This window comes from Micromonospora sp. DT46 (assembly GCF_049841735.1).
Classification (GTDB): domain Bacteria; phylum Actinomycetota; class Actinomycetes; order Mycobacteriales; family Micromonosporaceae; genus Micromonospora; species Micromonospora reichwaldensis.
On record NZ_JBNCKW010000003.1, the window covers coordinates 725,800 to 749,220 of the forward strand.

22 protein-coding genes are annotated in these 23,421 nt (G+C 71.1%); 11 read left to right on the forward strand and 11 right to left on the reverse strand.

All coding sequences use genetic code 11. From position 1 onward, the window contains the following. Positions 1 to 67 precede the first annotated feature (67 nt). From ACLQ20_RS11150 to ACLQ20_RS11160, 3 genes are all read left to right on the forward strand, one after another. Positions 68 to 517 (forward strand): helix-turn-helix transcriptional regulator, encoded by a 450-nt coding sequence (locus ACLQ20_RS11150; protein ID WP_358118150.1) that lies wholly within the window; start codon positions 68 to 70, stop codon positions 515 to 517. A gap of 5 nt (positions 518 to 522) precedes the next feature. Then, the gene (locus tag ACLQ20_RS11155) at positions 523 to 933 is read left to right on the forward strand and encodes a VOC family protein (RefSeq protein ID WP_151456728.1); all 411 of its coding nucleotides are present in this window, start codon (positions 523 to 525) and stop codon (positions 931 to 933) included. Between the two features lie 81 nt (positions 934 to 1,014). Then, positions 1,015 to 3,402: an ATP-binding cassette domain-containing protein gene (locus tag ACLQ20_RS11160; RefSeq protein ID WP_425855305.1), complete on the forward strand. Its 2,388-nt coding sequence runs from the start codon at positions 1,015 to 1,017 to the stop codon at positions 3,400 to 3,402. A 356-nt stretch (positions 3,403 to 3,758) separates the two neighbouring features. On the opposite strand, the gene ACLQ20_RS11165 is transcribed toward ACLQ20_RS11160, so the two are convergent. From ACLQ20_RS11165 to ACLQ20_RS11175, 3 genes are all read right to left on the reverse strand, one after another. Further along, positions 3,759 to 4,781, reverse strand: a complete 1,023-nt coding sequence (locus tag ACLQ20_RS11165; RefSeq protein WP_425855307.1) for an aldo/keto reductase — start codon at positions 4,779 to 4,781, stop codon at positions 3,759 to 3,761. Beyond that, positions 4,778 to 5,371: a flavodoxin gene (locus ACLQ20_RS11170; RefSeq protein WP_151456725.1), complete on the reverse strand. Its 594-nt coding sequence runs from the start codon at positions 5,369 to 5,371 to the stop codon at positions 4,778 to 4,780. The genes ACLQ20_RS11165 and ACLQ20_RS11170 overlap by 4 nt, the downstream gene beginning before the upstream one ends. Positions 5,372 to 5,447: 76 nt before the next feature. Continuing rightward, a complete protein-coding gene (locus tag ACLQ20_RS11175; protein ID WP_225852430.1) occupies positions 5,448 to 6,305 on the reverse strand; it encodes an aldo/keto reductase in 858 nt (285 codons plus the stop codon). A 175-nt stretch (positions 6,306 to 6,480) separates the two neighbouring features. Between ACLQ20_RS11175 and ACLQ20_RS11180 the strand changes: the two genes are divergently transcribed. After that, the gene (locus ACLQ20_RS11180; RefSeq protein WP_151456724.1) at positions 6,481 to 7,344 is read left to right on the forward strand and encodes a helix-turn-helix transcriptional regulator; all 864 of its coding nucleotides are present in this window, start codon (positions 6,481 to 6,483) and stop codon (positions 7,342 to 7,344) included. Between the two features lie 549 nt (positions 7,345 to 7,893). Here ACLQ20_RS11180 and ACLQ20_RS11185 read toward each other — a convergent pair. Continuing rightward, positions 7,894 to 8,487, reverse strand: coding sequence for an AAA family ATPase (locus tag ACLQ20_RS11185; RefSeq protein WP_425855310.1), 594 nt, complete (start codon positions 8,485 to 8,487; stop codon positions 7,894 to 7,896). Between the two features lie 57 nt (positions 8,488 to 8,544). Between ACLQ20_RS11185 and ACLQ20_RS11190 the strand changes: the two genes are divergently transcribed. Then, positions 8,545 to 9,555 carry a tyrosine-type recombinase/integrase gene (locus ACLQ20_RS11190; protein ID WP_425855312.1) on the forward strand — a complete coding sequence of 337 codons (1,011 nt, stop codon included), beginning with the start codon at positions 8,545 to 8,547 and terminating at the stop codon, positions 9,553 to 9,555. A gap of 146 nt (positions 9,556 to 9,701) precedes the next feature. On the opposite strand, the gene ACLQ20_RS11195 is transcribed toward ACLQ20_RS11190, so the two are convergent. Beyond that, positions 9,702 to 10,568 (reverse strand): bifunctional 5,10-methylenetetrahydrofolate dehydrogenase/5,10-methenyltetrahydrofolate cyclohydrolase, encoded by an 867-nt coding sequence (locus ACLQ20_RS11195; RefSeq protein ID WP_425855314.1) that lies wholly within the window; start codon positions 10,566 to 10,568, stop codon positions 9,702 to 9,704. 240 nt (positions 10,569 to 10,808) lie between these two features. Between ACLQ20_RS11195 and ACLQ20_RS11200 the strand changes: the two genes are divergently transcribed. Beyond that, entirely contained in the window at positions 10,809 to 11,963 is a 1,155-nt protein-coding gene (locus ACLQ20_RS11200) for a carboxylate-amine ligase (protein ID WP_425855316.1), read from the forward strand. A 103-nt stretch (positions 11,964 to 12,066) separates the two neighbouring features. On the opposite strand, the gene ACLQ20_RS11205 is transcribed toward ACLQ20_RS11200, so the two are convergent. Beyond that, entirely contained in the window at positions 12,067 to 13,647 is a 1,581-nt protein-coding gene (locus ACLQ20_RS11205) for an NAD(P)-binding domain-containing protein (RefSeq protein WP_425855318.1), read from the reverse strand. 103 nt (positions 13,648 to 13,750) lie between these two features. Beyond that, positions 13,751 to 14,530 carry an endonuclease/exonuclease/phosphatase family protein gene (locus tag ACLQ20_RS11210; RefSeq protein WP_327028354.1) on the reverse strand — a complete coding sequence of 260 codons (780 nt, stop codon included), beginning with the start codon at positions 14,528 to 14,530 and terminating at the stop codon, positions 13,751 to 13,753. A 198-nt stretch (positions 14,531 to 14,728) separates the two neighbouring features. On the opposite strand from ACLQ20_RS11210, the gene ACLQ20_RS11215 reads away from it, so the two are divergent. After that, a complete protein-coding gene (locus ACLQ20_RS11215; protein WP_393168629.1) occupies positions 14,729 to 15,502 on the forward strand; it encodes a sulfite exporter TauE/SafE family protein in 774 nt (257 codons plus the stop codon). Between the two features lie 43 nt (positions 15,503 to 15,545). On the opposite strand, the gene ACLQ20_RS11220 is transcribed toward ACLQ20_RS11215, so the two are convergent. Next, entirely contained in the window at positions 15,546 to 16,157 is a 612-nt protein-coding gene (locus tag ACLQ20_RS11220) for a malonic semialdehyde reductase (RefSeq protein WP_151456048.1), read from the reverse strand. Positions 16,158 to 16,257: 100 nt separating this feature from the next. Here ACLQ20_RS11220 and ACLQ20_RS11225 point away from each other — a divergent pair, with 100 nt between their 5' ends. Both ACLQ20_RS11225 and ACLQ20_RS11230 read left to right on the forward strand, forming a co-directional pair. Further along, positions 16,258 to 16,626: a winged helix-turn-helix transcriptional regulator gene (locus tag ACLQ20_RS11225; RefSeq protein ID WP_151456047.1), complete on the forward strand. Its 369-nt coding sequence runs from the start codon at positions 16,258 to 16,260 to the stop codon at positions 16,624 to 16,626. A gap of 52 nt (positions 16,627 to 16,678) precedes the next feature. Further along, positions 16,679 to 17,455 (forward strand): GNAT family N-acetyltransferase, encoded by a 777-nt coding sequence (locus ACLQ20_RS11230; RefSeq protein WP_425855320.1) that lies wholly within the window; start codon positions 16,679 to 16,681, stop codon positions 17,453 to 17,455. 50 nt (positions 17,456 to 17,505) lie between these two features. On the opposite strand, the gene def is transcribed toward ACLQ20_RS11230, so the two are convergent. Continuing rightward, entirely contained in the window at positions 17,506 to 18,015 is a 510-nt protein-coding gene (def, locus tag ACLQ20_RS11235) for a peptide deformylase (protein ID WP_311413282.1), read from the reverse strand. Positions 18,016 to 18,025: 10 nt separating this feature from the next. Continuing rightward, a complete protein-coding gene (locus ACLQ20_RS11240; RefSeq protein ID WP_425855322.1) occupies positions 18,026 to 18,814 on the reverse strand; it encodes a TetR/AcrR family transcriptional regulator in 789 nt (262 codons plus the stop codon). Positions 18,815 to 18,888: 74 nt separating this feature from the next. Between ACLQ20_RS11240 and ACLQ20_RS11245 the strand changes: the two genes are divergently transcribed. Beyond that, positions 18,889 to 19,872, forward strand: a complete 984-nt coding sequence (locus tag ACLQ20_RS11245; protein WP_425855324.1) for an ATP-binding cassette domain-containing protein — start codon at positions 18,889 to 18,891, stop codon at positions 19,870 to 19,872. Beyond that, on the forward strand, positions 19,869 to 20,687 hold the full coding sequence (locus tag ACLQ20_RS11250; RefSeq protein ID WP_425855325.1) for an ABC transporter permease: 819 nt from the start codon (positions 19,869 to 19,871) through the stop codon (positions 20,685 to 20,687). The genes ACLQ20_RS11245 and ACLQ20_RS11250 overlap by 4 nt, the downstream gene beginning before the upstream one ends. A gap of 21 nt (positions 20,688 to 20,708) precedes the next feature. Here the strand turns inward: ACLQ20_RS11250 and ACLQ20_RS11255 are convergent, their stop codons facing one another. Continuing rightward, positions 20,709 to 23,408 (reverse strand): hypothetical protein, encoded by a 2,700-nt coding sequence (locus ACLQ20_RS11255; RefSeq protein ID WP_425855327.1) that lies wholly within the window; start codon positions 23,406 to 23,408, stop codon positions 20,709 to 20,711. Between the last annotated feature and the right edge of the window lie 13 nt (positions 23,409 to 23,421).

Here is a 23,421-nt window from a genome sequence, read left to right on the forward strand (position 1 = left end):
CACACTGGCGGCGACAGGCCGCCGACCCTGCTGGGCAACCCCGACGACACGTGGCACGATCTCGCAGGTGACCAGCAGAGACGCCGCCGACCAGCACCTACGCGACCTCGCCCGGCTGCGCCGCGTCCGCGACCGCATCGACCGCGAGTACGCACAGCCCCTGGACGTCGAGGCGCTCGCCCGCGGCGCGAACATGTCAGCCGGACACCTCAGCCGCCAGTTCCGCCAGGCGTACGGCGAGTCGCCGTACGCCTACCTCATGACCCGGCGCATCGAACGCGCCATGGCGCTGCTGCGCCGTGGCGACCTCAGCGTCACCGAAGTCTGTTTCGCCGTCGGCTGCTCTTCGCTGGGCACCTTCAGCACCCGCTTCACCGAACTGGTCGGTGTGCCGCCGAGCACCTACCGCGCCCGGACGGCTCACGCGGCGGCGGAGATGCCAGCGTGCATCGCGAAACAGGTGACCAGACCGATCAGGAATCGAGAAGCACGCGCCAGGCAGCCGCAACTAGCCTGACCGGCATGGACATCACCATTCACTACGCCTTCCTCCCGCACACCGACGCCGACGCCGCCCTGACCTTCTACCGCGACACCCTCGGCTTCGAGGTCCGCAACGACGTCGGATACGACGGCATGCGCTGGCTCACCGTCGGCCCCGCCAACCAGCCCGGCACGTCCATCGTCCTGCACCCGCCGGCCGCCGAACCCGGCATCACCGACGACGAACGCCGCACCATCCTCGAACTCATCGCCAAGGGCAGCTACGGCGCGATCACCCTGGCCACCGACGACCTCGACGGCCTCTTCGAGCGGCTACAGGCCAGCGGCGCCGACGTCGTGCAGGAACCCACCGCCCAGCCCTACGGCGTCCGCGACTGCGCCTTCCGCGACCCCACGGGCAACCTGATCCGCATCAACGAGCTGCACTGAACCCTCGGGCGCACCCAGACACCTAGGAAACCCTCGACGCGGGGACCGCGACGGCGGCCCCGCGCAGCAGATGGAGACACGATGAGCACCGCCACGGGGACGGACACCCAGGCATCCGCCCACATCGCCGACAGCCACGACCTGATCCGCGTGCAGGGCGCGCGCGTGAACAACCTCAAGGACGTCAGCGTCGACATCCCGAAACGCCGCCTCACGGTCTTCACCGGCGTCTCCGGCTCGGGCAAGAGCTCACTCGTGTTCGGCACCATCGCCGCCGAGTCACAGCGGATGATCAACGAAACCTACAGCGCATTCCTGCAGGGCTTCATGCCGTCGCTCACCCGACCGGACGTCGACCTGCTCGACGGCCTGACCACGGCGATCATCGTCGACCAGGAACGGATGGGCGCCAACCCCCGCTCCACCGTCGGCACCGCCACCGACGCCAACGCCATGCTGCGCATCCTGTTCAGCCGCCTCGGCCAACCCCACATCGGCTCGCCCAACGCGTACTCCTTCAACATCCCCACCGTCCGCGCCAGCGGCGCGATCACCGTCGAACGCGGCAACAAGACCAAGGCCGAGAAGGCGACGTTCCACCGCCTCGGCGGCATGTGCCCCCGCTGCGAGGGCATGGGCACCGTCAACGACATCGACCTGACCGCCCTCTACGACGCCGGCAAGTCACTCAACGAGGGCGCCCTCACCATCCCCGGCTACAGCATGGACGGCTGGTACGGGCGCATCTTCTGCGGCTGCGGCTACTTCGACCCCGACAAGCCGATCAGCAAGTTCACCAAGAAGGAACTGCACGACCTGCTCCACCGGGAACCCACCAAGATCAAGGTCGACGGCATCAACCTGACGTACGTCGGCATCATCCCGCAGATCCAGAAGTCCTTCCTCGCCAAGGACGTCGACGCCCTCCAGCCCCACATCCGGGCCTTCGTCGAGCGCGCCGTCACCTTCCAGACCTGCCCGAGCTGCGACGGAACCCGACTCAGCCCCGAAGCCCGCGCATCGAAGATCAACGGCAGGAGCATCGCCGACGTCTGCGCCATGCAGATCAGCGACCTGGCCGAGTGGATCCGCGACCTCGACGAACCCTCGGTGGCCCCCCTGCTCAAGGGGCTGCAACACCTCCTCGACTCGTTCACGCAGATCGGCCTGGGCTACCTCTCGCTCGACCGACCCTCCGGCACCCTGTCCGGGGGAGAGGCACAACGCACCAAGATGATCCGCCACCTCGGCTCGTCCCTCACCGACGTCACCTACGTCTTCGACGAACCCACCATCGGCCTGCACCCGCACGACATCGAGCGGATGAACAACCTGCTGCGGCAACTGCGCAACAAGGGCAACACCGTGCTCGTCGTCGAACACAAACCCGAGACCATCATGATCGCCGACCACGTCGTCGACCTCGGCCCCGGCGCCGGCACCCACGGCGGCACGGTCTGCTTCGAAGGCACCGTCGAAGGACTGCGGGGCAGCGACACCGTCACCGGCCGCCACCTCGACGACCGGGCCGCCGTCAAGAAGACCGTACGCACGCCCACCGCCACCCTCGAGATCCGCGGCGCGACCGCGCACAACCTGCGTGACGTCGACGTCGACATCCCACTCGGCGTCCTGTGCGCCGTCACCGGCGTCGCCGGCTCCGGCAAGAGCTCGCTGATCCACGGTTCCGTCGCCGGCCGCGACGGCGTTGTCGTCATCGACCAGGGCGCGATCCGCGGCTCCCGACGCAGCAACCCGGCGACGTACACCGGCCTGCTCGACCCCATCCGCAAGGCGTTCGCCAAGGCCAACGGCGTCAAACCGGCACTGTTCAGCGCCAACTCCGAAGGCGCCTGCCCCACCTGCAACGGCGCCGGCGTCATCTACACCGACCTGGGCGTCATGGCGACCGTCGAGACCACCTGCGAGGAATGCGGCGGCAAGCGGTTCCAGGCGGCCGTCCTGGAGTACACGCTGGGCGGCCGGAACATCGCCGAGGTGCTCGCCATGCCCGTCGCCGAGGCCGAGGAGTTCTTCGGCACCGGCGAGGCGCGTATCCCCGCCGCCCACGCCATCCTGAACCGGCTCGCCGACGTCGGACTGGGCTACCTCAGCCTCGGCCAACCCCTCACCACCCTCTCCGGCGGCGAGCGGCAACGCCTCAAGCTCGCCACCCACATGGCCGAGAAGGGCGGCGTCTACGTCCTCGACGAGCCGACCACCGGCCTGCACCTCGCCGACGTCGAACAACTGCTCGCCCTGCTCGACCGGCTCGTCGAATCCGGCAAGTCGGTCATCGTCATCGAGCACCACCAGGCGGTCATGGCACACGCCGACTGGATCATCGACCTCGGCCCCGGCGCCGGCCACGACGGCGGCCGGATCGTCTTCGAGGGCACCCCCGCCGACCTCGTCGCCAAGCGGTCCACCCTCACCGGCGAACACCTCGCCACCTACGTCGGCACCTGACCAGCGCCGATGCGGACACCGTGGCGGCGTCGGCGCCCGCCACGGTGTCCGCCGGACGCGTGGCGCGCGCCGGGGGAGTACCCGTAGTCACCCCGAGAAGGCGAACCGCACATCCGGAAAAGGCCGGCGCCGGACCGTCGCCCAAACGCCGACGGGCCGGCGCCCGGGTCAGCGGACCTCCGGGGGATGGGTGACCTCGACACGGGCGACGAGCTGCTTGAGCTGCGCGATCTCTTCGGCAAGGGCGGCGACATCGCCACGACGAGCAGGAACTGTCCGTGCTATGCCTGCGGGCGCTGCAGGCCGCCCTCGTCCACGTCGACACCCCCATGGCCCAGGACGTCCTCGCCGACGCGTCAGCGGTTGATCCACCGCTGCATGTGCTGAGGGTAGCGCTCACCTTGAACGACCACCTGGTCGGCGGCGGCGGAGATCTCGCTGAGGTCTGCGGAGGTGAGTTCCACGTCTGCGGCGGCGGTGTTCTCGCGCAGGCGGTGGATCTTCGTGGTGCCGGGGATGGGGACGATCGTGGGGTGCTGGGCGAGCAGCCACGCAACGGCGACCTGCGCGTTGGTGGCGCCCTTGCGTGCGGCGATCGCCGTCAGCAGGTCCACGAGGGCCTGGTTAGCGGCGCGGGCCTGCTCGGTGAACCGGGGCAGGGTGTTGCGCAGGTCGGAGTCGCTGAACGACGTGCTGGTGGTGATCGCGCCGGTGAGGAAGCCCTTCCCCAGAGGACTGAACGGCACGAAGCCGACGCCCAACTCGATCAGGGTGGGCAGGATCTGCTCCTCGGGCTCGCGCCACCACAGGGAGTACTCGCTCTGCAGTGCCGCGACCGGCTGCACGACGTGGGCGCGGCGGATCACCTCCACACCGGCCTCGGACAAGCCGAAGTGCTTCACCTTGCCGGCAGCGATGAGATCCTTCACCGTGCCGGCGACGTCCTCGATCGGCACGTCGGGGTCGACGCGGTGCTGATACAGCAGGTCGATGCAGTCGGTGCCGAGCCGGCGCAACGAGTCCTCGACGGTCGCTCGGATGTGGTCGGGGCGGCTGTTCAGGCCGGTGGACCGGTCGCCGTCGAAGGCGAAGCCGAACTTGGTGGCGATGACGACCTGCTCGCGCACGGGTGCCAGAGCCTCGCCTGCAAGTACCTCGTTGGTGAACGGGCCGTAGATCTGGGCGGTGTCGAAGAAGGTGACACCTTGGTCGACGGCGGCACGGATGAGAGCGATGCCATCCTCGCGGCCGACAGCCGGGCCGTAGCCGTGGCTCAGGCCCATGCAGCCGAGACCGATCGCAGAGACCGTGAGTCCGCTGCTGCCAAGGGTGCGCTGATCCATGGGTTCTCCCTGGAAATTGTGGTGGCTGGGCGTCACAGCAGGCCGATGCGGCGTAGCCATGCCTCGACGGCCGGGCTCGCGTCGGCAACGTCCTCTCCGCGCACGGCGAGTCCTTCGCCGAGGGTCGCTCCTGGACAGGAGACGGCGTAGTCGCGTTCGGTGGTGCCGAGGCCGCTCATCGCGTGCGTGGTCAGCGGGTGGATCGTCTTACCGGTGAAGTCGACGCTTTCGGCGAACGTCGTCATGATCATGGGTGCACGGACGTTCCAGATCGGGCTGCCCAGCAGCACCGTGTCGTACCGGCTGATCGAGGCCAGCGGGTTGGTGATGGCCGGGCGGGCGTTAGACCGCTGTTCCCGCACGTTGCGAGCGACCGTCGGGTCGTAGTCGTCGGGGTAGGGGTCGGCAGCCTCGATGCGGTGCACGTCGCAACCGATCAGCCGGCCGATCGTCTCGGCGACGACCTGGGTGTTGCCGACCGTGAGGCGTCGCCGGCCGCCGTTGAAGTAGTTCTCTCCGGCGCGGGAGAAGTACGCCAGCAGAACGGCCCTGCCGTCGGATACGGGCCGGCTGGGGGCGGCGGCCGGCTCGTTGCCGGCCGGGCCGGAAGGGACGCAGCCACTCATTGTGGCGATCGCGGCGCCAGCAGCACCCGCGATGACGGTACGGCGGGAGATTCGGCCGGGCCGGTCACGCATGCCATCAGTCGACACGGCGGCTGCCGAGCCAGCTGACCATCGCCGGGTCCCGGTGGTCGAAGAACATCGAGGCGCCGGTGTCCAGGGCGGCGATCCGGGTCATCTCGTCGTCGGTCAGGTCGAAGTCGAAGACGTCGAGGTTCTGCGCCATCCGCTCCGGGCGCACGGACTTCGGGATGACGACGACGTCGCGCTGGATCAGCCAACGCAGGACGACCTGGGCGACGGACTTGCCATGCGCGACCCCGATCTCGGTGAGGACCGGGTTGGTGAACAGGTCGTTCTTGCCCTCGGCGAACGGACCCCAGGACTCGATCTGCACCCCGTGCTCGCGCATGAGCTGTTGGTCGGCGACGCGCTGGTGGAACGGGTGCGTCTCGATCTGATCGACCGCCGGTACGACATCGTTGTGGACGATCAGGTCGACAAGCCGGTCGGGGTGGAAGTTCGAGACGCCGATCGCCTTGATCAGCCCCTCGCCGTACAGATCCTGCATGGCGTGCCAGGAGCTGTAGTAGTCACCGAGCGGCTGGTGGATCAGGTACAGGTCCAGGTAATCCAGCCCGAGATTCCGCAGAGACTTGTCGAACTCGCGCTTGGCGGTGTCCTTGCCGGTGTGCTGGATCCACATCTTCGTGGTGATGAACAGCTCGTCGCGGGGGATACCGCTCCTGGCAATGGCCCGGCCGACGGCTTCCTCGTTGCCGTAGGAGGCGGCGGTGTCGATCAACCGGTAGCCGGCGACGAGGGCGTCGGTGACGACCTGTTCGGTCTGCTCGTCGGGCACCTGGTAGACGCCGAAGCCGAGGATCGGCATCTCGACGCCGTTGTTGAGCATGACGACGCGATTCTGTACGGACACGATCACGATCCTTCGCTGTGGGAGGGGCCGACCGCCTGAACGGCCGGTGCCAGTCTCAGTGAATTCCGTTCGCTGAGCCCACGAAACCCGCTTTTCTGCGCGCGAGGCAGTGACTGTCATGACCGGTAACGCCAGACCCTCCCTCAGCCCGCGACCACGGCCCTACGGTCGAGGCGTGGACAACCGCAACGAGGTACGCGACTTCCTCACCACCCGCCGTGAGCGACTCACTCCCGAGCAGGCCGGCGTGCCATTGTTCGGTGGCAAGCGACGGGTGAAAGGGCTGCGCCGCGAGGAGGTTGCGATGCTCGCCGGGATGAGCACCGACTACTACACCCGCCTGGAACGCGGCAACCTGACCGGCGTCAGCGCGTCGGTGCTTGAGTCTCTCGCCCGCGCTCTGCACCTCGACGAGGCCGAACGCGCGCACCTGCTCGACCTGGCCGACGCGGCGAACACCTCCGACCGCGCCGCCGGCCGGCCGAGGCGCGCGCTGAACCGTACCGGTGTCCGTGTTGGGGTGCAGCGCATTCTAGACACCATCAACGCCCCGGCCTATGCCCGCAATGGGCGGATGGACATCCTGGCCGTCAACCGGCTCGGTCGAGCTCTGTTTGCCGGCGCCTACGGCGCCGGCTTCAACCTGGCCCGCTACCTGTTCCTCGATACACGCTCGCAGGGCTTCTACCGCGACTGGCCCACGGTCGCCCGAGACTGCGCCGCCGCCTTACGCACCGAAGCTGGCCGCAACCCCTACGACCGAGGCCTCACCGACCTGGTCGGCGAACTCAGCACCCGCAGCGAGCAATTCCGCACGTGGTGGGCCACTCACAACGTGAAACTGCATCACACGGCGACCAAGATGATGCACCACCCGGTCGCAGGGGACCTGGAACTCACCGGCGAGGCCCTGCACCTGCCGGGGGACTCGGGCTTGACGATCATCACGTACACCTTCGAGCCCGCCAGCCCCACCGAGCAGGCCCTCACCTTCCTTGCCGGTTGGAGCCCGCAGGAAGCAGCCACGGACACCCGCTGACGAGCGTTCGGCGAAACGCCCAGGGCGGAGAAGCAATCCGGCCGCGACACCGACCGGCCCGAGCCGAAATACCGTGTCCGCTCGACGCCACGCTAGATCGCCGCCGTTTGCGGCTGGTGACACGTTTCTTGCCGGCACCCCAAGTGCGCCGCGGCCGGCCCACCATCCGCGCCGGCCGTGAAGGCCTCTCGCCTTCGTCATCGCGGGGGAGCGTGCCCGGGCAGGGCCGAACAGCCACGACGACGAAGCACCTCCGGTGGCGCGCCCCGCCGTGATCATCGCGGACCGAGAGGGAACCCCAGGGCCGGTCACCGACGTGTCGCCTGGCGCCCGGGGTGGCGGCCCGCACAGGCCGGTGACGGTGCGGCCGACCCGCGACAGCGGCTTAGGTCTGGCTGAACGTCAGGGTGACCGCACCGGTTGAGGACGACATCGCCGGTCGAAGCCGCGCCAACCGGTCACGGCCGTTGGCGTGCAGCCCGCGCTGCCAACGTGCGCGCGGTTGCGCAGGCGTCCGAGCGCCTGTTCTCACCGATTCGATAATGTACATTATGTCAAGTAAGCCGGATCGGGCCCTCCCTCGGCTCGGTCCGACGGCAGGTCGGCGAGGCGCCACAGGTGCGCCTCCACCAGCGCCACACGCACCTGCACCGGCGCGGGCGGCACCGCGATCAGGTGGTGCCCGTGCGCCCGGTAGACCTTCTCGTGCACGCGGGCGAACGCCAGCGACTCGGCGTAGCCGATCCGGCGGGTGGCACTCGGTGTCACGAAGCCCAGCGGCTCGACCAGGAACACCTGCCGCTGGTAGGCGCCGTCGCGCAGCACCCGCCGCACCTCCTCGGTGAGCAAGCGCCCCGGCGGGCGTCCCAGATATTGCGCGAGGGCCAACGTGCACAGCGGCGACCGGTCGTGGACCTGCACCGACCCGTACGCCCCGGGCGCCTCGCGGCGCTCCCGCTGGAGCCGCGCGACGGCGTCGACGAACCCGGCCTCCCGCCACGGTTCGGCGACGCCCCGCCCCTGCTGGGCCGCGATGACGTCGGTGGCCGCCTCGGCGACGACGTCCCACCCGCGCCGACGCAGCGCGTCGGCGAGTGTCGTCTTGCCCGCCCCCGGCGCACCCGTCAGTACGTACCGCCGCATGCTCTCCCCCTCTCCCGCCGTTGCCGGCGAACCCGAAAATGCTGCATAATATCCCTTATGCATGACAAACAGGACGAATCGGTACGGCAGCTCGTCGAGGAGTTCCTGACAGCCCGCGCGACCCGCAAGCCCTCCCCCCACACACTGGAGGCGTACCGGCGGGACCTGCGCGCCGTCGCCGAACTGGCGGCCGAGGAGAGCACCCCTCCCCTCCCCCTCGACTCGCTGCCCGTCGCCGCCCTCACCGCCCGCGTCATGCGCGCGGCATTCGCCCGGTTCGCCACTCCCCGCGCGGCCGCGTCGGTGCACCGGGCGTGGTCCACCTGGAACAGTTTCTTCTCCTTCCTGGTCGCCGACGGGGTGGTCGCCGGCAACCCGATGCCGGCGGTCGGTCGTCCCCGGGCACCTCTCCCCCAGCCCAAGCCGCTGCGCGGCGCGGACACCCCCGAGCAGCTGCTCGCCTCGGTGGCCCGGCAGGAGGGCCGGCAGCGCGACCCGTGGCCGGAGCGCGACCTGGCGGTGCTGGCGTTGGCGCTCTGCGCGGGGTTGCGGCTGTCGGAGCTGCTGGCGCTGCGGGTGGGATCGTTGACGGGCCGTGCGGGCGAGCGGCGGGTCGACGTGGCCGGCAAGGGCGGGCGGCCGAGGGTGGTGCCGATCGAGCCGGAGCTGGACGGGGTCCTGGCGGGCTACCTGGACAGCCGGGTGCGGCGGTTCGGGTCGCGTACGGTGCGGCCGGACGCGCCGCTGCTGGTGGACCGGCAGGGTGAGCCGCTGCGCCGGGGCGGGCTGCAGTATCTGGTGGAGTCCTGCTACCGGCGGGCGGGCATCACCGACCGGGTGCCGCGGGGGGCGCGATTGCACGCGTTGCGGCACACCTTCGCGACGCGGTTGGCGGAGGACGGAGCGAGCGCGGCGGAGATCATGCGGTTGCTGGGTCACGCGTCGTTGGCGTCGTCGCAGACGTACATCGAGGTGACGGCCGGGCAGCAGCGCGCCGCGGTGCGGTCCAACCGTACCAATCGGGCGTTGGCGGGGTTGGTGGCGGCGGAGGGCGACGCGCGGTCGTGAGGCGGTACGCGGCGGGCGTCGCGGAGCGCGGTGCCCGGCCGGCGGGCTCGTCGGAGCGCGCGCCCATGGCCCGTGCGGGTGTCGGGCGTGGCCGCCGAGGGGCGGTCGGCCCGGCGTCGGGGACCCCGACGCCGGGCCGGGGACGGTCAGGCGTGGCCGGTGGCGCGGCGGGCGGCGTCGAGGGCGTTGCGGAAGAGCATGGCGACGGTGGTGGGGCCGACGCCGCCGACGCGGGGGGTGATGGCGCCGGCGACGTCGGCGCAGGTTTCGGCGACGTCGGGTAGGAGGCGTCGGCCTTCGTAGCGGACGCCGCCGCCGATGACGACGGCGCCGGGGCGGACGTGTTCGGGTTGGATGATTCCGGGGACGCCGGCGGCGGCGATGAGGATGTCGGCGCGTCGGGTGTGGGTGGCCCAGTCGGGGACGCCGGTGTGCACGACGGTGACGGCGGCGTTGGCGGTGGGTCGTTTCTGGGTGAGCAGCAGGGCGAGGGGGCGGCCGAGGGTGGCGCCGCGGCCGAGGATGACGACGTTGCGGCCGGCGACGGGGATGTCGTGGAAGGCGAGCAGGGCTTCGATGCCGGCGGGTGTGCAGGGCAGGGGTCCGGGCAGGCCGAGGGCGAGGCGTCCCATGTTGAGGGGGTGCATGCCGTCGACGTCGAGGTCGGGGTCCATGGTCTGCAGGGCGCGGTCGTAGTCGAGGTGTGCGGGGATGGGGTGCTGGATGAGCAGTCCGTGCACGTCGGGTGCGGTGTTGAAGTCGGCGATTGCGTGGTGCAGGTCGGCCTGGGTGGCGGTGGCGGGCAGGTGTACGTGGGGTGAGGCGAAGCCGAGTTCGCTGGCCTGGCGTTGCTTGATGCGGATGTAGCCGGCGCTGGCGTCGTCGTCGCCGACGAGGATGGTGGCGAGGCCGGGGGTGGTGCCTGCGGCGCGCAGTGCGGTGACGCCGGCGGCGACGTCGGTGAGGATGTGGTCGGCGACGGGGGTGCCGGGCAGGAGTCGGGCGGTGGGCATGGTGCTCCTCTGCCGGCGGGGCCCAGGCGGTCGACCTCCGCGCGTGGAGCTCCCCGATGGTTTGGTGCCCATCCTCTGGCCGCCAGTTGCGTCTGGGGTCAGCTTGCCACAGGGGGTCGGGTGTGGCGTGTCCCGGTGGTGGCTGCCGCGTCGGCGTACTGACTGTGGGTGTCCCGTTGGTCACTGGTTCGGGCTACCCTGTCGGCCTGTCCGTGTCGGGCGCTCGCCCGGGTGTCGTGAGTGGAGGCCGTGGTGCCGGTGCAGGTCGGCGGGGATGGTGTGGTGTCGGGTCCGCGGTTGGGGGTGGAGGAGGAGTTCCTGCTGGTCGATCCGGTGAGTCGGGGTGTGGTGCCGGGTGCGGGGGCGGTGGTGGATCGGGCCGTGGCGCGGTTGGGTTCGCGGGTGTCGGGTGAGATCACGACGTTGCACGTGGAGACAAGGACGGATCCGACGGCGTCGGTGCGGGGGTTGTTGGAGCAGTTGGTGGAGGCTCGTCGGGTGGTGGCGGAGTGCGCGGCGGTCGACGGGTTGCGGATCGTGGCGACCGGTACGCCGGTGTTGCCGGGTGCGACGGCGCCGCCGGTGACGCGGGGGCCGCGGCAGGATCGGGGTACGGCGACGTTCCGGGGGTTGCACGACGAGTTGGCGATCTGTGCGTTGCACGTGCACGTGGAGTTGCCGGATCGGGAGCGGGCGTTGCTGGTGAGCAATCATCTGCGGGCGTATCTGCCGTTGTTGATCGCGTTGACGGCGAATTCGCCGTTCTGGGAGGGGCGGGATTCGGGTTATGCGGGTTGGCGGTCGATGATCTGGTCGCGGTGGCCGGTGGCGGGGCCGCCGCCGCGGTTCACGTCGGTGGCTCACTACGAGCGGGTGGTGGAGATGTTGTCGGCGGCGGGGGCGGTGGTGGATCCGGGGACGTTGTTCTGGGACATCCGGCCGTCGGTGACGCATCCGACGTTGGAGGTGCGGGTATCGGACGTGCCGGTGTCGGCGCAGGAGTCGGCGTTGGTGGCGGCGTTGGTGCGGGCGTTGGTGGTGCGGGGGTTGGAGGCGGTGGATCGGGGTGATCACGGTCCGGAGGTTGCCGGTGAGTGGTTGCGGGCGGCGTACTGGCGGGCGGCGCGGGACGGTCTGGAAGGTGCGCTGCTGGAGGTCGGTACGGGCCGGTTGCGCCCGGCGCGGGAGGTGTTGGGTGAGATGGTCGCCTGGTTGGCGCCGGTGTTGCGGGCGGGTGGGGACGAGGAGCTGGTGCGGGGGTGGTTGGGGCGGTTGCTGGCGGTGGGCAGTGGTGCGGTGCGGCAGCGGGAGGCGGCAGCTCGTCGGGGTCGGCTCACGGACGTGGTGGATTTCCTGGTCGCGGAGACGGCGGTGGACGCGCGGCAGCCGGCGTAGCCGCGTCGTGGTGGCGGATGCCCCTGCGAATCGCCGTGCGCGACCCGGCCACCACCGACGAGTTCACCGTCGTGGTGGCGGGGATCCTGGGGCCATGGTGGGGTCAGCGCTCGCGGTGTAGTTCCCGGGCGAACCAGGCGCGCAGCGGTGCCACGTGGCGGTCGGGGCGGCGCCATTCGGCGAGCAGGTCTTCGAGCAGGTGGAGTTCGTCGACGAGGGTGTCGCCGTGGTAGCGGCGGATGACGGGGTGGATGAAGGCGCTTTCGGCGGCGCGGTCGGGTTGGGGGTGGCGTTCGATGGCGAAGACGTCGCCGTAGTCGTCGCGGCCCCAGCGGAGGCTGACGGTGTAGTAGTGCGGGTGGTCGTGGAAGCGGGCGCGGACGTGGTCTTCGGGCAGGTCGGTGTAGTGGCGTAGCTGGCCGTGGGGGTCGACGACGAGGGCGTCGCAGAGGAATTCGAACTGGGTCCAGAGGGCGGAGCTCCAGTTGACCCGGTCGAGGACGAGGGTGGTGAGGGTGTCGGGGTCGGGGTCGACGAGGGTGTGTGGCAGGGGTACGCCGTCGTAGCGTTCGCGTAGCAGGGCGGTGAGGGTGCGCAGGTTGTAGCGGAATCCGTCGATGAAGGCGGAGGAGGCCTTCTTGAGGTCGCGGTCCTGGGCGAGGGTGCCGGCGAAGTAGAGGCCGTCGATGTTGGTGGACTGCCAGTCGCCGGTGGTGGTGGGCATGCGGCCGCTGGGGACCATGTCGGGTCGGCAGGTGGGGTCGAAGGGGCTGGTGTCCATGGTGAAGCCGGTGCAGCGCAGGACGGTTTCGTAGTCCATGACGGCGGTTTCGCCGTCGGCGTGGGTGTAGGTGAGGTGCACCTGGTAGCGGTTGTCGAGGGGGCGGATCTCGTCGATGACGCAGTCGAGTACGGAGTGCAGGGTCTTGAACTGGTAGCTGTCGAGGACGGCGCCGTGGTGGCCGCGGACGTCTCCGGGGTGTTTGGTGTTCCAGGCCAGGCGTAGTGGGCGGGGGCTGGCGAGGTGGATCATGGCGGCGTGGCCGAGGATCGCGGAGGCGGTTTCGAACGCGGAGTTGCCCTTGCCGAGGATGAGGACGCGTTGGCCGGCGTAGGCGGCGGGGTCGGTGTGCATGTCCTCGTAGCCGGTGGCGTGTTCGATGCCGCGGATGTCGGGGATGTTGGGTCGGCCCCAGCCGGTGGCGACGATGAGGCAGTGGCAGTGCAGGACGCGGTCGGGGGTGTGGACGAGGAAGCCGTCGTCGAGGCGTTCGATCCGGTTGGCGGGGGTGTCGAAGCGTACGGCGAGTTGGTGGTAGCGCTGGAAGTCGGTGAGGTAGCGCACCATGTCGTCGGCGTGGGGGAAGTATTCGCTGCTGTACTTGGCGAAGGGCAGGTCGGCGGGTTCGTGCAGCAGTGAGTTCCAGTCCCAGCGCAGGCGGATCTCGGGGTCGGTGCTGGTGGTGTGGACCTTGTTGAGGGAGATGAGCCGGCGGTGGCGGGGGAAGTGGCGGAAGAATTCGGCGGGTGCGGGGGCGCGTTCGAGGGTGACGTAGTCGCAGCCGGCCTGTTGGAGGTAGTAGCTGAGTTGGATGCCGGCTGGTCCGGCTCCGATGATGACGTACCGGTGGTGTTCGGTGGTGGGGTCGTGGTGGCTCGTCGGGCCTGGGGTGGGTGCCGTCACGCCAGAGACCTTCGCCGATGTGGCGGGTTGGTGTCAACGCTGGGTGGGGTGACGGTGACGCGACCGCTGGTGAGTGGTGTCGCCTCCCCTGCGGTGTGCGCGGTCAGCCGAGGTCGACCAGGAGGGGGCGGTGGTCGGAGATGGTGGACAGGGGGGTGTGTACGGCGGTGACGGGTGGCAGCTGGTCGAGGCTGTGGCGGTCGGCGAGGATGTGGTCGAGTTGGACGCGGGGTTGCCCGGCGGGGTAGGTGGGGCGGCGGCCGAGGGGGTGCCAGCCGGTGAGGAGTCGGGCGGCGCCGGCGGGCAGGTTGAGGTCGCCGAGGAGGATCCGTGGGGCGGGCAGGGTGCGCAGTGCGCGGACGGTCTGGCGGAGTTGGTGGGCGTTCCAGCCGGGGACGAAGGACAGGTGGGTGGCGGCGACGGTGAGCCGTCCGTGTGGGGTGTCGAGGACGGCGGCGAGGACGACGCGGGGTTCGTCGCGCAGGAGGATGAGTCCGCCGCGGGGGCCGGGGACGTAGACGGGTGAGCGTACGGGGGCGGGGCGCAGTCGGGTGACCTGCCAGGTGTGGACGCGGTGGCGGGTGACGAGGCCGACGCCGTAGCAGGGTTCGCCGTGTCCGTCGTCGTCGTGGGTGAGGGGGCGGAACTGTTCGCCGGGGGTGCCGACGACGGCGGCGGCGAAGCGGTGTTCGCTGGCGTCGAGGGCGCGGGCGGCGATGGCGGTGAGGTCGAGTTTGCCGCTGCGGCTCTGGTCGCGGTCGACTTCCTGTAGGGCGAGGACGTCGGCGTCGAGGGCGGTGACGGCGGCGGTGAGCCGGTCGGGGTCGACGAGTCCGTCGGCGAGGGATCGGCCGTGCAGCAGGTTGAAGGTGGCCAGGCGCACGCTTGCACCCTACGTGGCCGTGGGAGGGTTGCCGGGTGTTGAAGGTGTTGTTGTGCTCGGTGCTGTTGTTCGTGGCGTTGTCGGCGGTGGGTGTGTGGCTGCGTCGGGCGCGGGGTCGGTGACCTGCGGTTCCGGTGAGGCTGGCCACAGGCGGCGTCGTGGGGTGGGTGGTGGTGGGCAGAATGGCGGCCCGTGGATGTGGATCCCCTGTCGTTGACGACCCTGCTCGCCGCGGCCGCGATGGCCGGTTGGATCGACGCCGTGGTGGGTGGTGGTGGTCTGCTGTTGTTGCCGGTGTTGATGGTGGCGGCGCCGGGGATGCCGGTGGCGTCGGCGTTGGCCACGAACAAGTTGACGGCGATCGCGGGTACGACGACGGCGGCGGTGACGTACGCGCGCCGTACGAAGATCGACTGGGCGGTGGCGGGGCCGTCGGCGGTGCTGGCGATGTGTTGCGCCGGGGTGGGTGCGGCGTTGGCGGGGGCGGTGCCGGCGTCGGCGTACCGGCCGGTGGTGCTGGTGGTGCTGGTGTCGGTGGCGGCGTTCGTGGTGTTGCGTCCGCGGTTGGGGGTGGTGGCGCAGCCGCATCGGCGTACCCGGGTGCGGGTGGGTGTGGCGGTCGCGGTGGCGGGGGTGGGTATCGCCCTGTACGACGGGCTGGTGGGTCCGGGTACGGGGACGTTCCTGGTGGTGGCGTTCACGGCGCTGGTGGGGGCGGACTTCGTGCACGGCTCGGCGATGGCGAAGGTCGTGAACGTGGGCACGAACCTGGGGGCGTTGGCGGTGTTCGCGGCGACGGGGCACGTGTGGTGGCTGCTGGGGGCGGCGATGGCGGTGTGCAACATCGCCGGGGCGGCGTTGGGGGCGCGGATGGCGTTGCGGCGTGGCTCGGGTTTCGTGCGGGTGGTGCTGTTGGTGGTGGTGCTGGCGTTGGTCGGCAAGTTGGGCTTCGACCAGTGGGTGGCGGCCTGACGGTCGCCACCCACTGCTCGTCGGTCCCCCGGTGGTCGCCGGGTCAGGCGTGTCGGACGACGTCGGTGTAGTCGAGGCGGGGCAGGCGGGGGAACCAGGCGTTCTCGCCGGGGCGGCCGATGTTGACCACGAGCAGGGTCTTCCAGGTGTTGTCGGCGAAGAACTCGCGGTCGATGGCGGCGGCGTCGAAGCCGGCCATGGGGCCGGCGGCGAGGCCGGCGGCGCGGACGGCGAGCAGGAAGTAGCCGATCTGGAGGGTGGCGTTGAAGCGGGCCATGCGCTCGCGCGCCTCGGGCTTGTCGGCGAGGTCGTCGCGCATCTGGGGCCGGATGGGGAAGACCTGCGGGATGAACTCGTGGAAGTCGGTGTCGGCGGCGAGTACGGCGACCATGGGGGCGCTGGCGGTCTTGGCCTTGTTGCCTTCGCTCATGTGGGCGACCAGGCGGGTGCGGGCGTCGCCGGGGCGCACGTAGAGGATGCGCAGGGGCTGGGTGTTGGCGGCGGTGGGTGGGAACTTGGCGAGTTCGAAGATCGCCTGGAGTTGTTCGTCGGTGACCGGCTCGTCGGTGAAGGTGTTGGCGGTGCGGGCGTCGGTGAACAGCAGCGCCTGGGCCTCGGGGTCCAGGTTGATCAGGGGCGAGTGGACGTCGGTCATCGGGGTGTCTCCATCGAATCGGCGGACTTGCTTCGGCTACGGTAGCAGCTAGCTTTTTACTAGTCCCTTGTTCGGGGGATGTCCGCCGTATCCTGGGGTCATGACGGTCAGGCCACAGGTGGGCGACACGCCCCGCACGTGTGACGGGGGCGTCGCCCGGGCCTTCGCGTTTCTCGGCAAGCGGTGGAACGGCATGCTCCTGAGCACCCTCGCCGACGGGCCGGCCGGCTTCGCCGAGCTGACCCGCGCCCTGCCCGGGATCAGCGAGTCCGTGCTCTCCGACCGGCTGGGCGAGCTTGTGCGGATCGGGCTGGTCAGCCGCAGCGTCCGGCAGGGTCCCCCGGTGGGGGTGAGCTACGAGCTCACCGGGCCGGGCGCGGCACTGCTGCCGGTGCTCGACGCGTTGGGCCGGTGGGCGCACGAGAACCTTCCCGCCGAGCCGGAGGCGGCCACCCCGTCGGGCTGCTGAGCACGCCGGCGTCGGGCGGAGCGCCCCGCGCCGGATGTGTGATCATCGGCGGATGCCGGTACGCGCCGAACACGACCGGACCGTCCTGGCCGCGCTGCTCGGGCGGGACCCGGTGCTGCACGCGTACCAGCTCGGTGACCTGGACGACTTCTTCTGGCCGTACACCTCCTGGTTCCGCCACGACGAGGAGGTGGCGTTGCTCTACCACGGCGCGGACCCGCCCACGTTGCTGGCGTTCGCGGCCCCGCCACGGGTGCACCGGCTGGCGGCGCTGCTGCGCCAGTTGGCGCCGGTGCTGCCGGTCCGCCTGTGGGCGCACCTGTCCCCCGGCCTGGAGCCGGCCCTGGCCGGGATGTTCCGGATGGACGCGGCCGGCCCGCACCACCGGATGGCCCTGACCGACGCGGCGCGGCTGGACACGGTGACCCCGGCGGGATCGGTGCTGGACGCCGACGACCTGCCGGCGCTGCGCCGGCTGTACGACGTGGCCTACCCGGGCAACTGGTTCGACCCGCGGATGCTCGACACCGGCCAGTACGTGGGCGTGCGCGACGGCGGTGAGCTGGTGGCGGTCGCCGGGGTGCACGTGTTCTCCCCCGCGTACCGGGTGGCGGCGCTGGGCAACGTGACCACCCATCCCCGGCTGCGCGGGCGGGGGCTGGCCGGTGCGGTGGTGGCCGCGCTGTGCCGGCGGCTGCGCGAGCACGTCACGCACGTCACGCTCAACGTGAAGGCGGACAACGCGGCGGCGTTGCGGCTCTACGGGCGGCTGGGCTTCACCCGGGTGGCCGACTACGGCGAGTACGCGCTGCGCGCCCACGACAGGTGAGTCACGCCCCCGACGACCAGGGCGTCGGGGGCGTGCAGGGTGCGGGCGGGTCAGCCGCGGCGGCTGGGTGAGTCGAAGCGGCCGGCGCGGATCTCCCGCAGTGCCTTGCGGCGGGTGTCGCCGCGCAGGGTGTCGACGTAGAGGCGGCCGGCGAGGTGGTCGGTCTCGTGTTGCAGGGCCCGGGCGAGGAAACCGCTGCCGGAGATGGTCAGCGGCTCGCCGTGCTGGTCGAAGCCGTGGGCGGTGGCGTGCAGGGCGCGCGTGGTCGGGAAGTAGAGCCCCGGGATGGACAGGCAGCCCTCGTCGTCGTCCTGCAGTTCCTCCGACAGCTCGAGCGTCGGGTTGACCAGGTGGCCGCGGTGGCCGTCGGCGTCGTAGACGAACACCTGGGCGTTGACGCCGATCTGGGGAGCGGCGACGCCGGCGCGGCCGGGGGCGCCGAGCAGGGTGTCCATCAGGTCGGTGACCAGGGCGCGCAGTTCGGCGTCGAAGCTGGTGACGGGCTCGCTGGGGGTGCGCAGCACGGGGTCACCGATGATCCTGATGGGGCGCATCGTCATGTCGGCCAGGTTATCGCTCGCCGGTCGTGGCGGCGGCGTCCGGGCGGGTGGCGACGAGGACCTCGATGCCGTCGAGGATGCGAGCCAGGCCGAACTCGAAGGCGCCGTGGGGGTTGGCGGCGGCCTGGTACTCCTGGCCGGCGGCGGTGCCGACGCGGGCGGCGAGGGGGTAGCGGCGCGGGTCGAGGGCCTTCTCCAGGTAGGGGGCGTGGGCCTGCCACCACTGCTGCTCGGTCATGCCGGTGCGCACAGCGGCCTGGGCGGCCTCCACGGCGCTGCGCACGGCGCCGTGGACGTAGCCGGAGACGAGGGTGACGACGGCGTCCATCTCCAGGTCGGTCAGGCCGATGCCGTCGACGGCGCGCAGTTCGTACTCGTAGCGGGCGATGACGTTGGGGCCCAGCGGGGGGCGGGTGGTGGCGACCTGCAGCAGCCAGGGGTGGCGCAGGTAGAGCGCCCAGGTCTCGCGGGCGACGTGGGTGAGCCGCTCCCGCCAGCCGCCGGGCACGTCGTCGGGGCGGGCGGTCTCGCCGTAGACGGTGTCGAGCATGACGTCGAGCAGTTCGCCCTTGCCGGGGACGTAGGTGTAGAGGGACATGGTGCCGACGCCGAGGCGTTCGGCGACGCGGCGCATGGACAGGGCGGCGAGGCCCTCGGCGTCGGCCACCTCGATGGCGGCGCGCACGATGCGGTCCACCGACAGGTCGGGCCGGCCCTTGCGGCTGGTGCGTTCGCGGGTACGCCAGAGCAGGGCGAGGCTGCGCGCGGGGTCGCCGGTGCCGCTGTACTCGGTCGTCATCCCGGCACTGTATCGTCCGCCGTACCGTATGCCGTACGGTACGGCGTACGAGTCGAGTGGGTGGAGGGGCGCTGATGCACCACGACGGACCGGCTGTCGAGGCGGAGGGACTGCGCAAGCGCTACGGCGGCACGCAGGCCCTCGCCGGCCTCGACCTGACGGTGCCCGCCGGCACCGTGTGCGGCCTGCTCGGCCCGAACGGGGCGGGCAAGACCACGGCGGTACGGGTGCTGAGCACCCTGCTGCGGCCCGACGCCGGCGCGGCGCGGGTGGCCGGCGCCGACGTGCTGCGCCACCCCGAGCGGGTCCGGGCCCGCATCGGCCTGGTCGGCCAGCACGCCGCGCTCGACGAGGTGCTCAGCGGCCGGCAGAACCTGGTCCTGTTCGGCCGGCTGCACCACCTCGGCGGCGCGCGGGCCCGCGCCCGGGCCACCGACCTGCTCGCCCGCTTCGACCTGACCGACGCCGCCGACCGGCCGGTCGGCACATACTCCGGTGGGATGCGCCGCCGCCTCGACCTCGCGGCGAGCCTGATCCTCAACCCGCCGGTGCTCTTCCTCGACGAGCCCACCACCGGCCTCGACCCGCGCGCCCGGGCCCAGGTGTGGGACGCGGTGCGCCGGCTCGTCGCCGGCGGCACCACCGTGCTGCTGACCACCCAGTACCTGGAGGAGGCCGACCAGCTCGCCCACACCGTCCGGGTCGTCGACGCCGGACGGGTCGTCGCCGACGGCACCCCCGAGCAGCTGAAGACCGCGCTCGGCGGCGACCGCGTCGACGTCGTGCTGACCCGCGCCGACGACCTGGACCGGGCGGTACGCGTCGTCGGCGCCGCCGTCGCCGCGACCCCGCTCGTCGACGCGGCGGGCCTGCGCCTCAGCGTCGCCGTCACCGGGCGGGTGGCCGCGCTGGCCGCCGTGCTGCGGGTCCTCGACGACGCCGGCCTCACCGCCGCCGACGTCGCGGTGCGCCGCCCCACCCTCGACGAGGTGTTCCTGCGGCTCACCGACGGCCACTCCCCCACCACCCGCCCCGACGAGGACAGGGTGGGCGCATGAGCACGACCGGCGTGCACCCCGTGCCGCAGCGCCTGCGCTGGGCCGTCGCCGACACCGTCACCCTCACCGGTCGGGCGCTGGCGCACTGGCGGCGCCAACCCGGGCAGTTCGTCGTCGGGCTGCTCTTCCCGGTGCTGATGGTGCTGATGTTCGGCTACCTGTTCGGCGGCGCGATGAGCGTGCCCGGCGGCGGCGACTACCGGGAGTTCCTGCTGCCCGGCATGTTCGCCATGACGGTGCTCTTCGGCGTCGAGCCGACGTACGCGGCCGTGGCCACCGACACCGCGCGCGGCGTCACCGACCGGTTGCGGTCCCTGCCGATGACGCCCTCGGCGGTGCTCACCGGCCGGGCCGCCGCGGACCTGCTGCACTGCGCCGCCGCTCTGGTCGTCATGCTCGCCTGCGGGGTCGCCGTCGGCTGGCAGTGGCGGGCCGGGGCACCGGCGGCGCTGGCCGCCGTCGGGCTGCTCCTGCTGCTGCGTTTCGCCCTGATCTGGGTCGGCATCCATCTGGCGCTGGTGCTGCGCGCACCCGGGTCGGTGGTGGTGCTGCAGATCCTGGTCTGGCCGGTCGGGTTCACCTCCAACGCGTTCGTCTCCCCCGACACCATGCCCGGCTGGCTCGCCGCCGTCGCCGGGTACAACCCGCTGTCGGCGACCGTCGCGGCCTGCCGGGAACTGTTCGGCAACCCCGGCTGGGGCGGCGAGTCGTTCGCCGCGCAGCACGCCGTCGGGCTCGCCGTGGCCTGGCCGCTGCTGCTGACCGCCGTGTTCGGGCCCCTGGCGGTACGTCGGTACCGCGGGCTCGGCCGGTGACGGAGGCCCGAGCCGGTGGCGTCAGAGCTGCTGGCCGGTCCTGGGGTCGTAGCTCACCTCCACCGCCACCACCTGGTCGGTGGGCAGCACCTCGATCCACTGGTCGAAGACCTCGTACGGGGCCGCCGGGCGGAAGCCGCCGTCGAGCGGGTCGAACCCGGTCTCGAAGACCTTCTCGGCGACGAGGGTGTTGGCGATCTGCGTGTTGTCCTTCTGCAACTTGAGCGCGAGGATGTTCAGGACCTGCCCGACCGTCTTGTTCCGGTACTCCTCGGGATCGCCGTCCTGGAACGGGTAGGGAAGCCCCAGCGCCGCCTGCCCCTCCACGTTGGCCTGCTTGAGCCACTCCAGCGCCGCCTGTTCGCGCCCGGGTCGTACGGGCAGGACCGCCTTGGCCCACGCGGCGTTGAGGAACTCGTTGCGGCGCGCGTCGCCGTCGGCCTGGATCAACCAGCCCAGCGAGCTCCCCGAGGGTGCCGGCTGGGTCTGCTCGGTGATGAGGTAGTTCACCCGCCACTCGTCGGAGACCGTGCCGTCCGGATTCATCGCGTTCGTCTTGTCGGTGTGGGAGTACCAGGTGACCACGGTCCGGTCCGCGAGGACGCTCGGGTCCCGCACCGGGTACTTGCCGAGGCTGGTGTGGGTGGGCGGGGCAGGCGCCGGCGCAGTGGTGGGCGGCGGGGTGACCTCGCGGGGCCGCCAGTAGTCCGGTGCCACGAAGTACAGCATCTCGTCGACGTCGAAGATCTGCCGGAGCAGCTCCGAGCCCAGATACAGGTCCGCGAACAGGTCGAACGGCTTCAGCTTCTGGATCAGGCTCCCGTAGATCGCCTGGCGTTCCTCGGTGCGCAGGTCCTGCGACGGCCGTGGGCGCATGGCGCTGAGCAGACCGAGCCGGTCCCGCACGGCCGAGGCGTACGCGGTGCGTTGCAGCTCCGCCACCTGCGCCTGGTAGGCCTTCAACTCCTCGTTGTACCGGTCGTGGGCGTCGTTGGTCTGCGGTGGGTCCCACGTGACGTCGAAGGTCAGGCTGATCGGGCTGAGGTCGCCCGAGTGGAAGAACTTCGCGAAGACCGCGAAGCCGGTCTGCTCCTGGTTGGTGCGGATCAGGTCGGGCACGAACGCGCGACCCGGTGCGACAGAGACGAGTCGCGCGTCCTTCAGCTTGTAGCCCCGCTCGGGCGGCGACGGAGTGAAGTCGATGCGGGCCACCGCGTGGATGGCGTTGTCGTGGTCGGTGATCCCCTCGGCGTCCGGGGCGGTGTGGTGCACGAATTCCATGTTCGCTTCCGGCGGGTCCTGGGTGGCCCGCACCTTCCGGATGGGGAACGTCCCGGTGAACGCGGTCGTCCTGGCCACGAGCGGCGGTGGCGGCTCCGGCTTCCGCAGGGCGGTGAGGTCCGGCGCCGCGACGATGTGCACCAGATCCCCCAGGCCCAGGTTGCGGCCCGGCCCGGGGAGGTACACCTGCCAGCACAGCCGCCCGCCGATGTGCTGCACCTGCACACCGACCTTGCGCATCTTGCGCCGCAGCTCGTAGTTCACCAGCTTGCCCGTGGTGTTCTGCACGAGGTAGCGGCGGCTCGACAGGTCGGTGCTCTCGGTCACCGTCTTGAACGTCGTCTTGTAGTTCCTCTTGATCTCGCTGGTGACCTTCGCGCTCTGCGTACGGGAGTGCTTGTGGGTCTCCTCCGAGGACCGCTTCACGGTGGCGTTCAGGCTGAAGCTGGCGCTGGCGTCCGCGTGGTAGACGCCGACGTTGGCGCCACCGGAGGCGCTGATGCCCAGCTTCGTGTCGTTGGCGTTGTCCTCCTTGACCGCGTTGGCGATGTCCTCCTGATCCGTCAGGCTCTCCTCGACCTTGCGGGTGGTCTCCTCGAACTGCTCGGCGGTCTTCTCGACCAGGGTGCGCCGCGTGCTGGTCTCGACGAGTTCCACGGTGCCGCCGGGGCTGAGCCACAGGTGCCCGGCGGGCGGACCCAGGAAAGTGTCGAACTCGAAGAAGTACTGCCGGAAGAGGTTCACCAGCCCGACCGGCGAGAGCACCCCACGGATCGGGGCGTCGAAGTGCTCCGCCAGGGCGGTGAGCGCCGCGTCGTCGAGCGTGCTCGCGGCCGCGGCCCTGGAGAACGACTCGTGGCTCAGGTCCACCAGGGCGCGGTCGGTGGCGCCGTGGGCGACGCGCAGGGCGCTCTGCATGCCGAACCAGCCCGCCAGCGGCTGGTAGATGCCGAACAGTTCGCTGGCGTACGGCAGGGTGCCGGCGAAGGCGGTCAGGGGCCGGCCGGTGTGCACCGGCGGGCCGTTGACGGGCGCGGTCAGCACCTGCGCCGGAGCCGGTGTGCCGCCGGGGACGGTGGCGAAGGGCAGCGGAGTCGGCGACTGGCCGGTCACCAGCTTGACCAGCAGCGTCTCGGCGGTGCCGTCGGCGGCCGGAGCGACGAACGAGATGGTCTGCGTGCCCGCCGAGCTGGTGACCCGGCCGGCGTACTGACGCGACGAGCCGGCCTCGCGGACCAGGAACATGTTGGCCAGCGCGGGGGTGTTCGGGAATTCGCTGGGGTCCCGGACGTCCATGTCGCGTGGCAGACCGAGGGCGATCCGTTGGTTGGCCGGGATCTCCCCGGGCGGGTTGGGCTCGATCGTGTAGGACCAGATCCGGTAGCCGGGGTCGGCCCCGGCGAGGGAAGCCTTGCCGCTGAACGTGACGGTGATCGCCATGATGCCCCTTCGG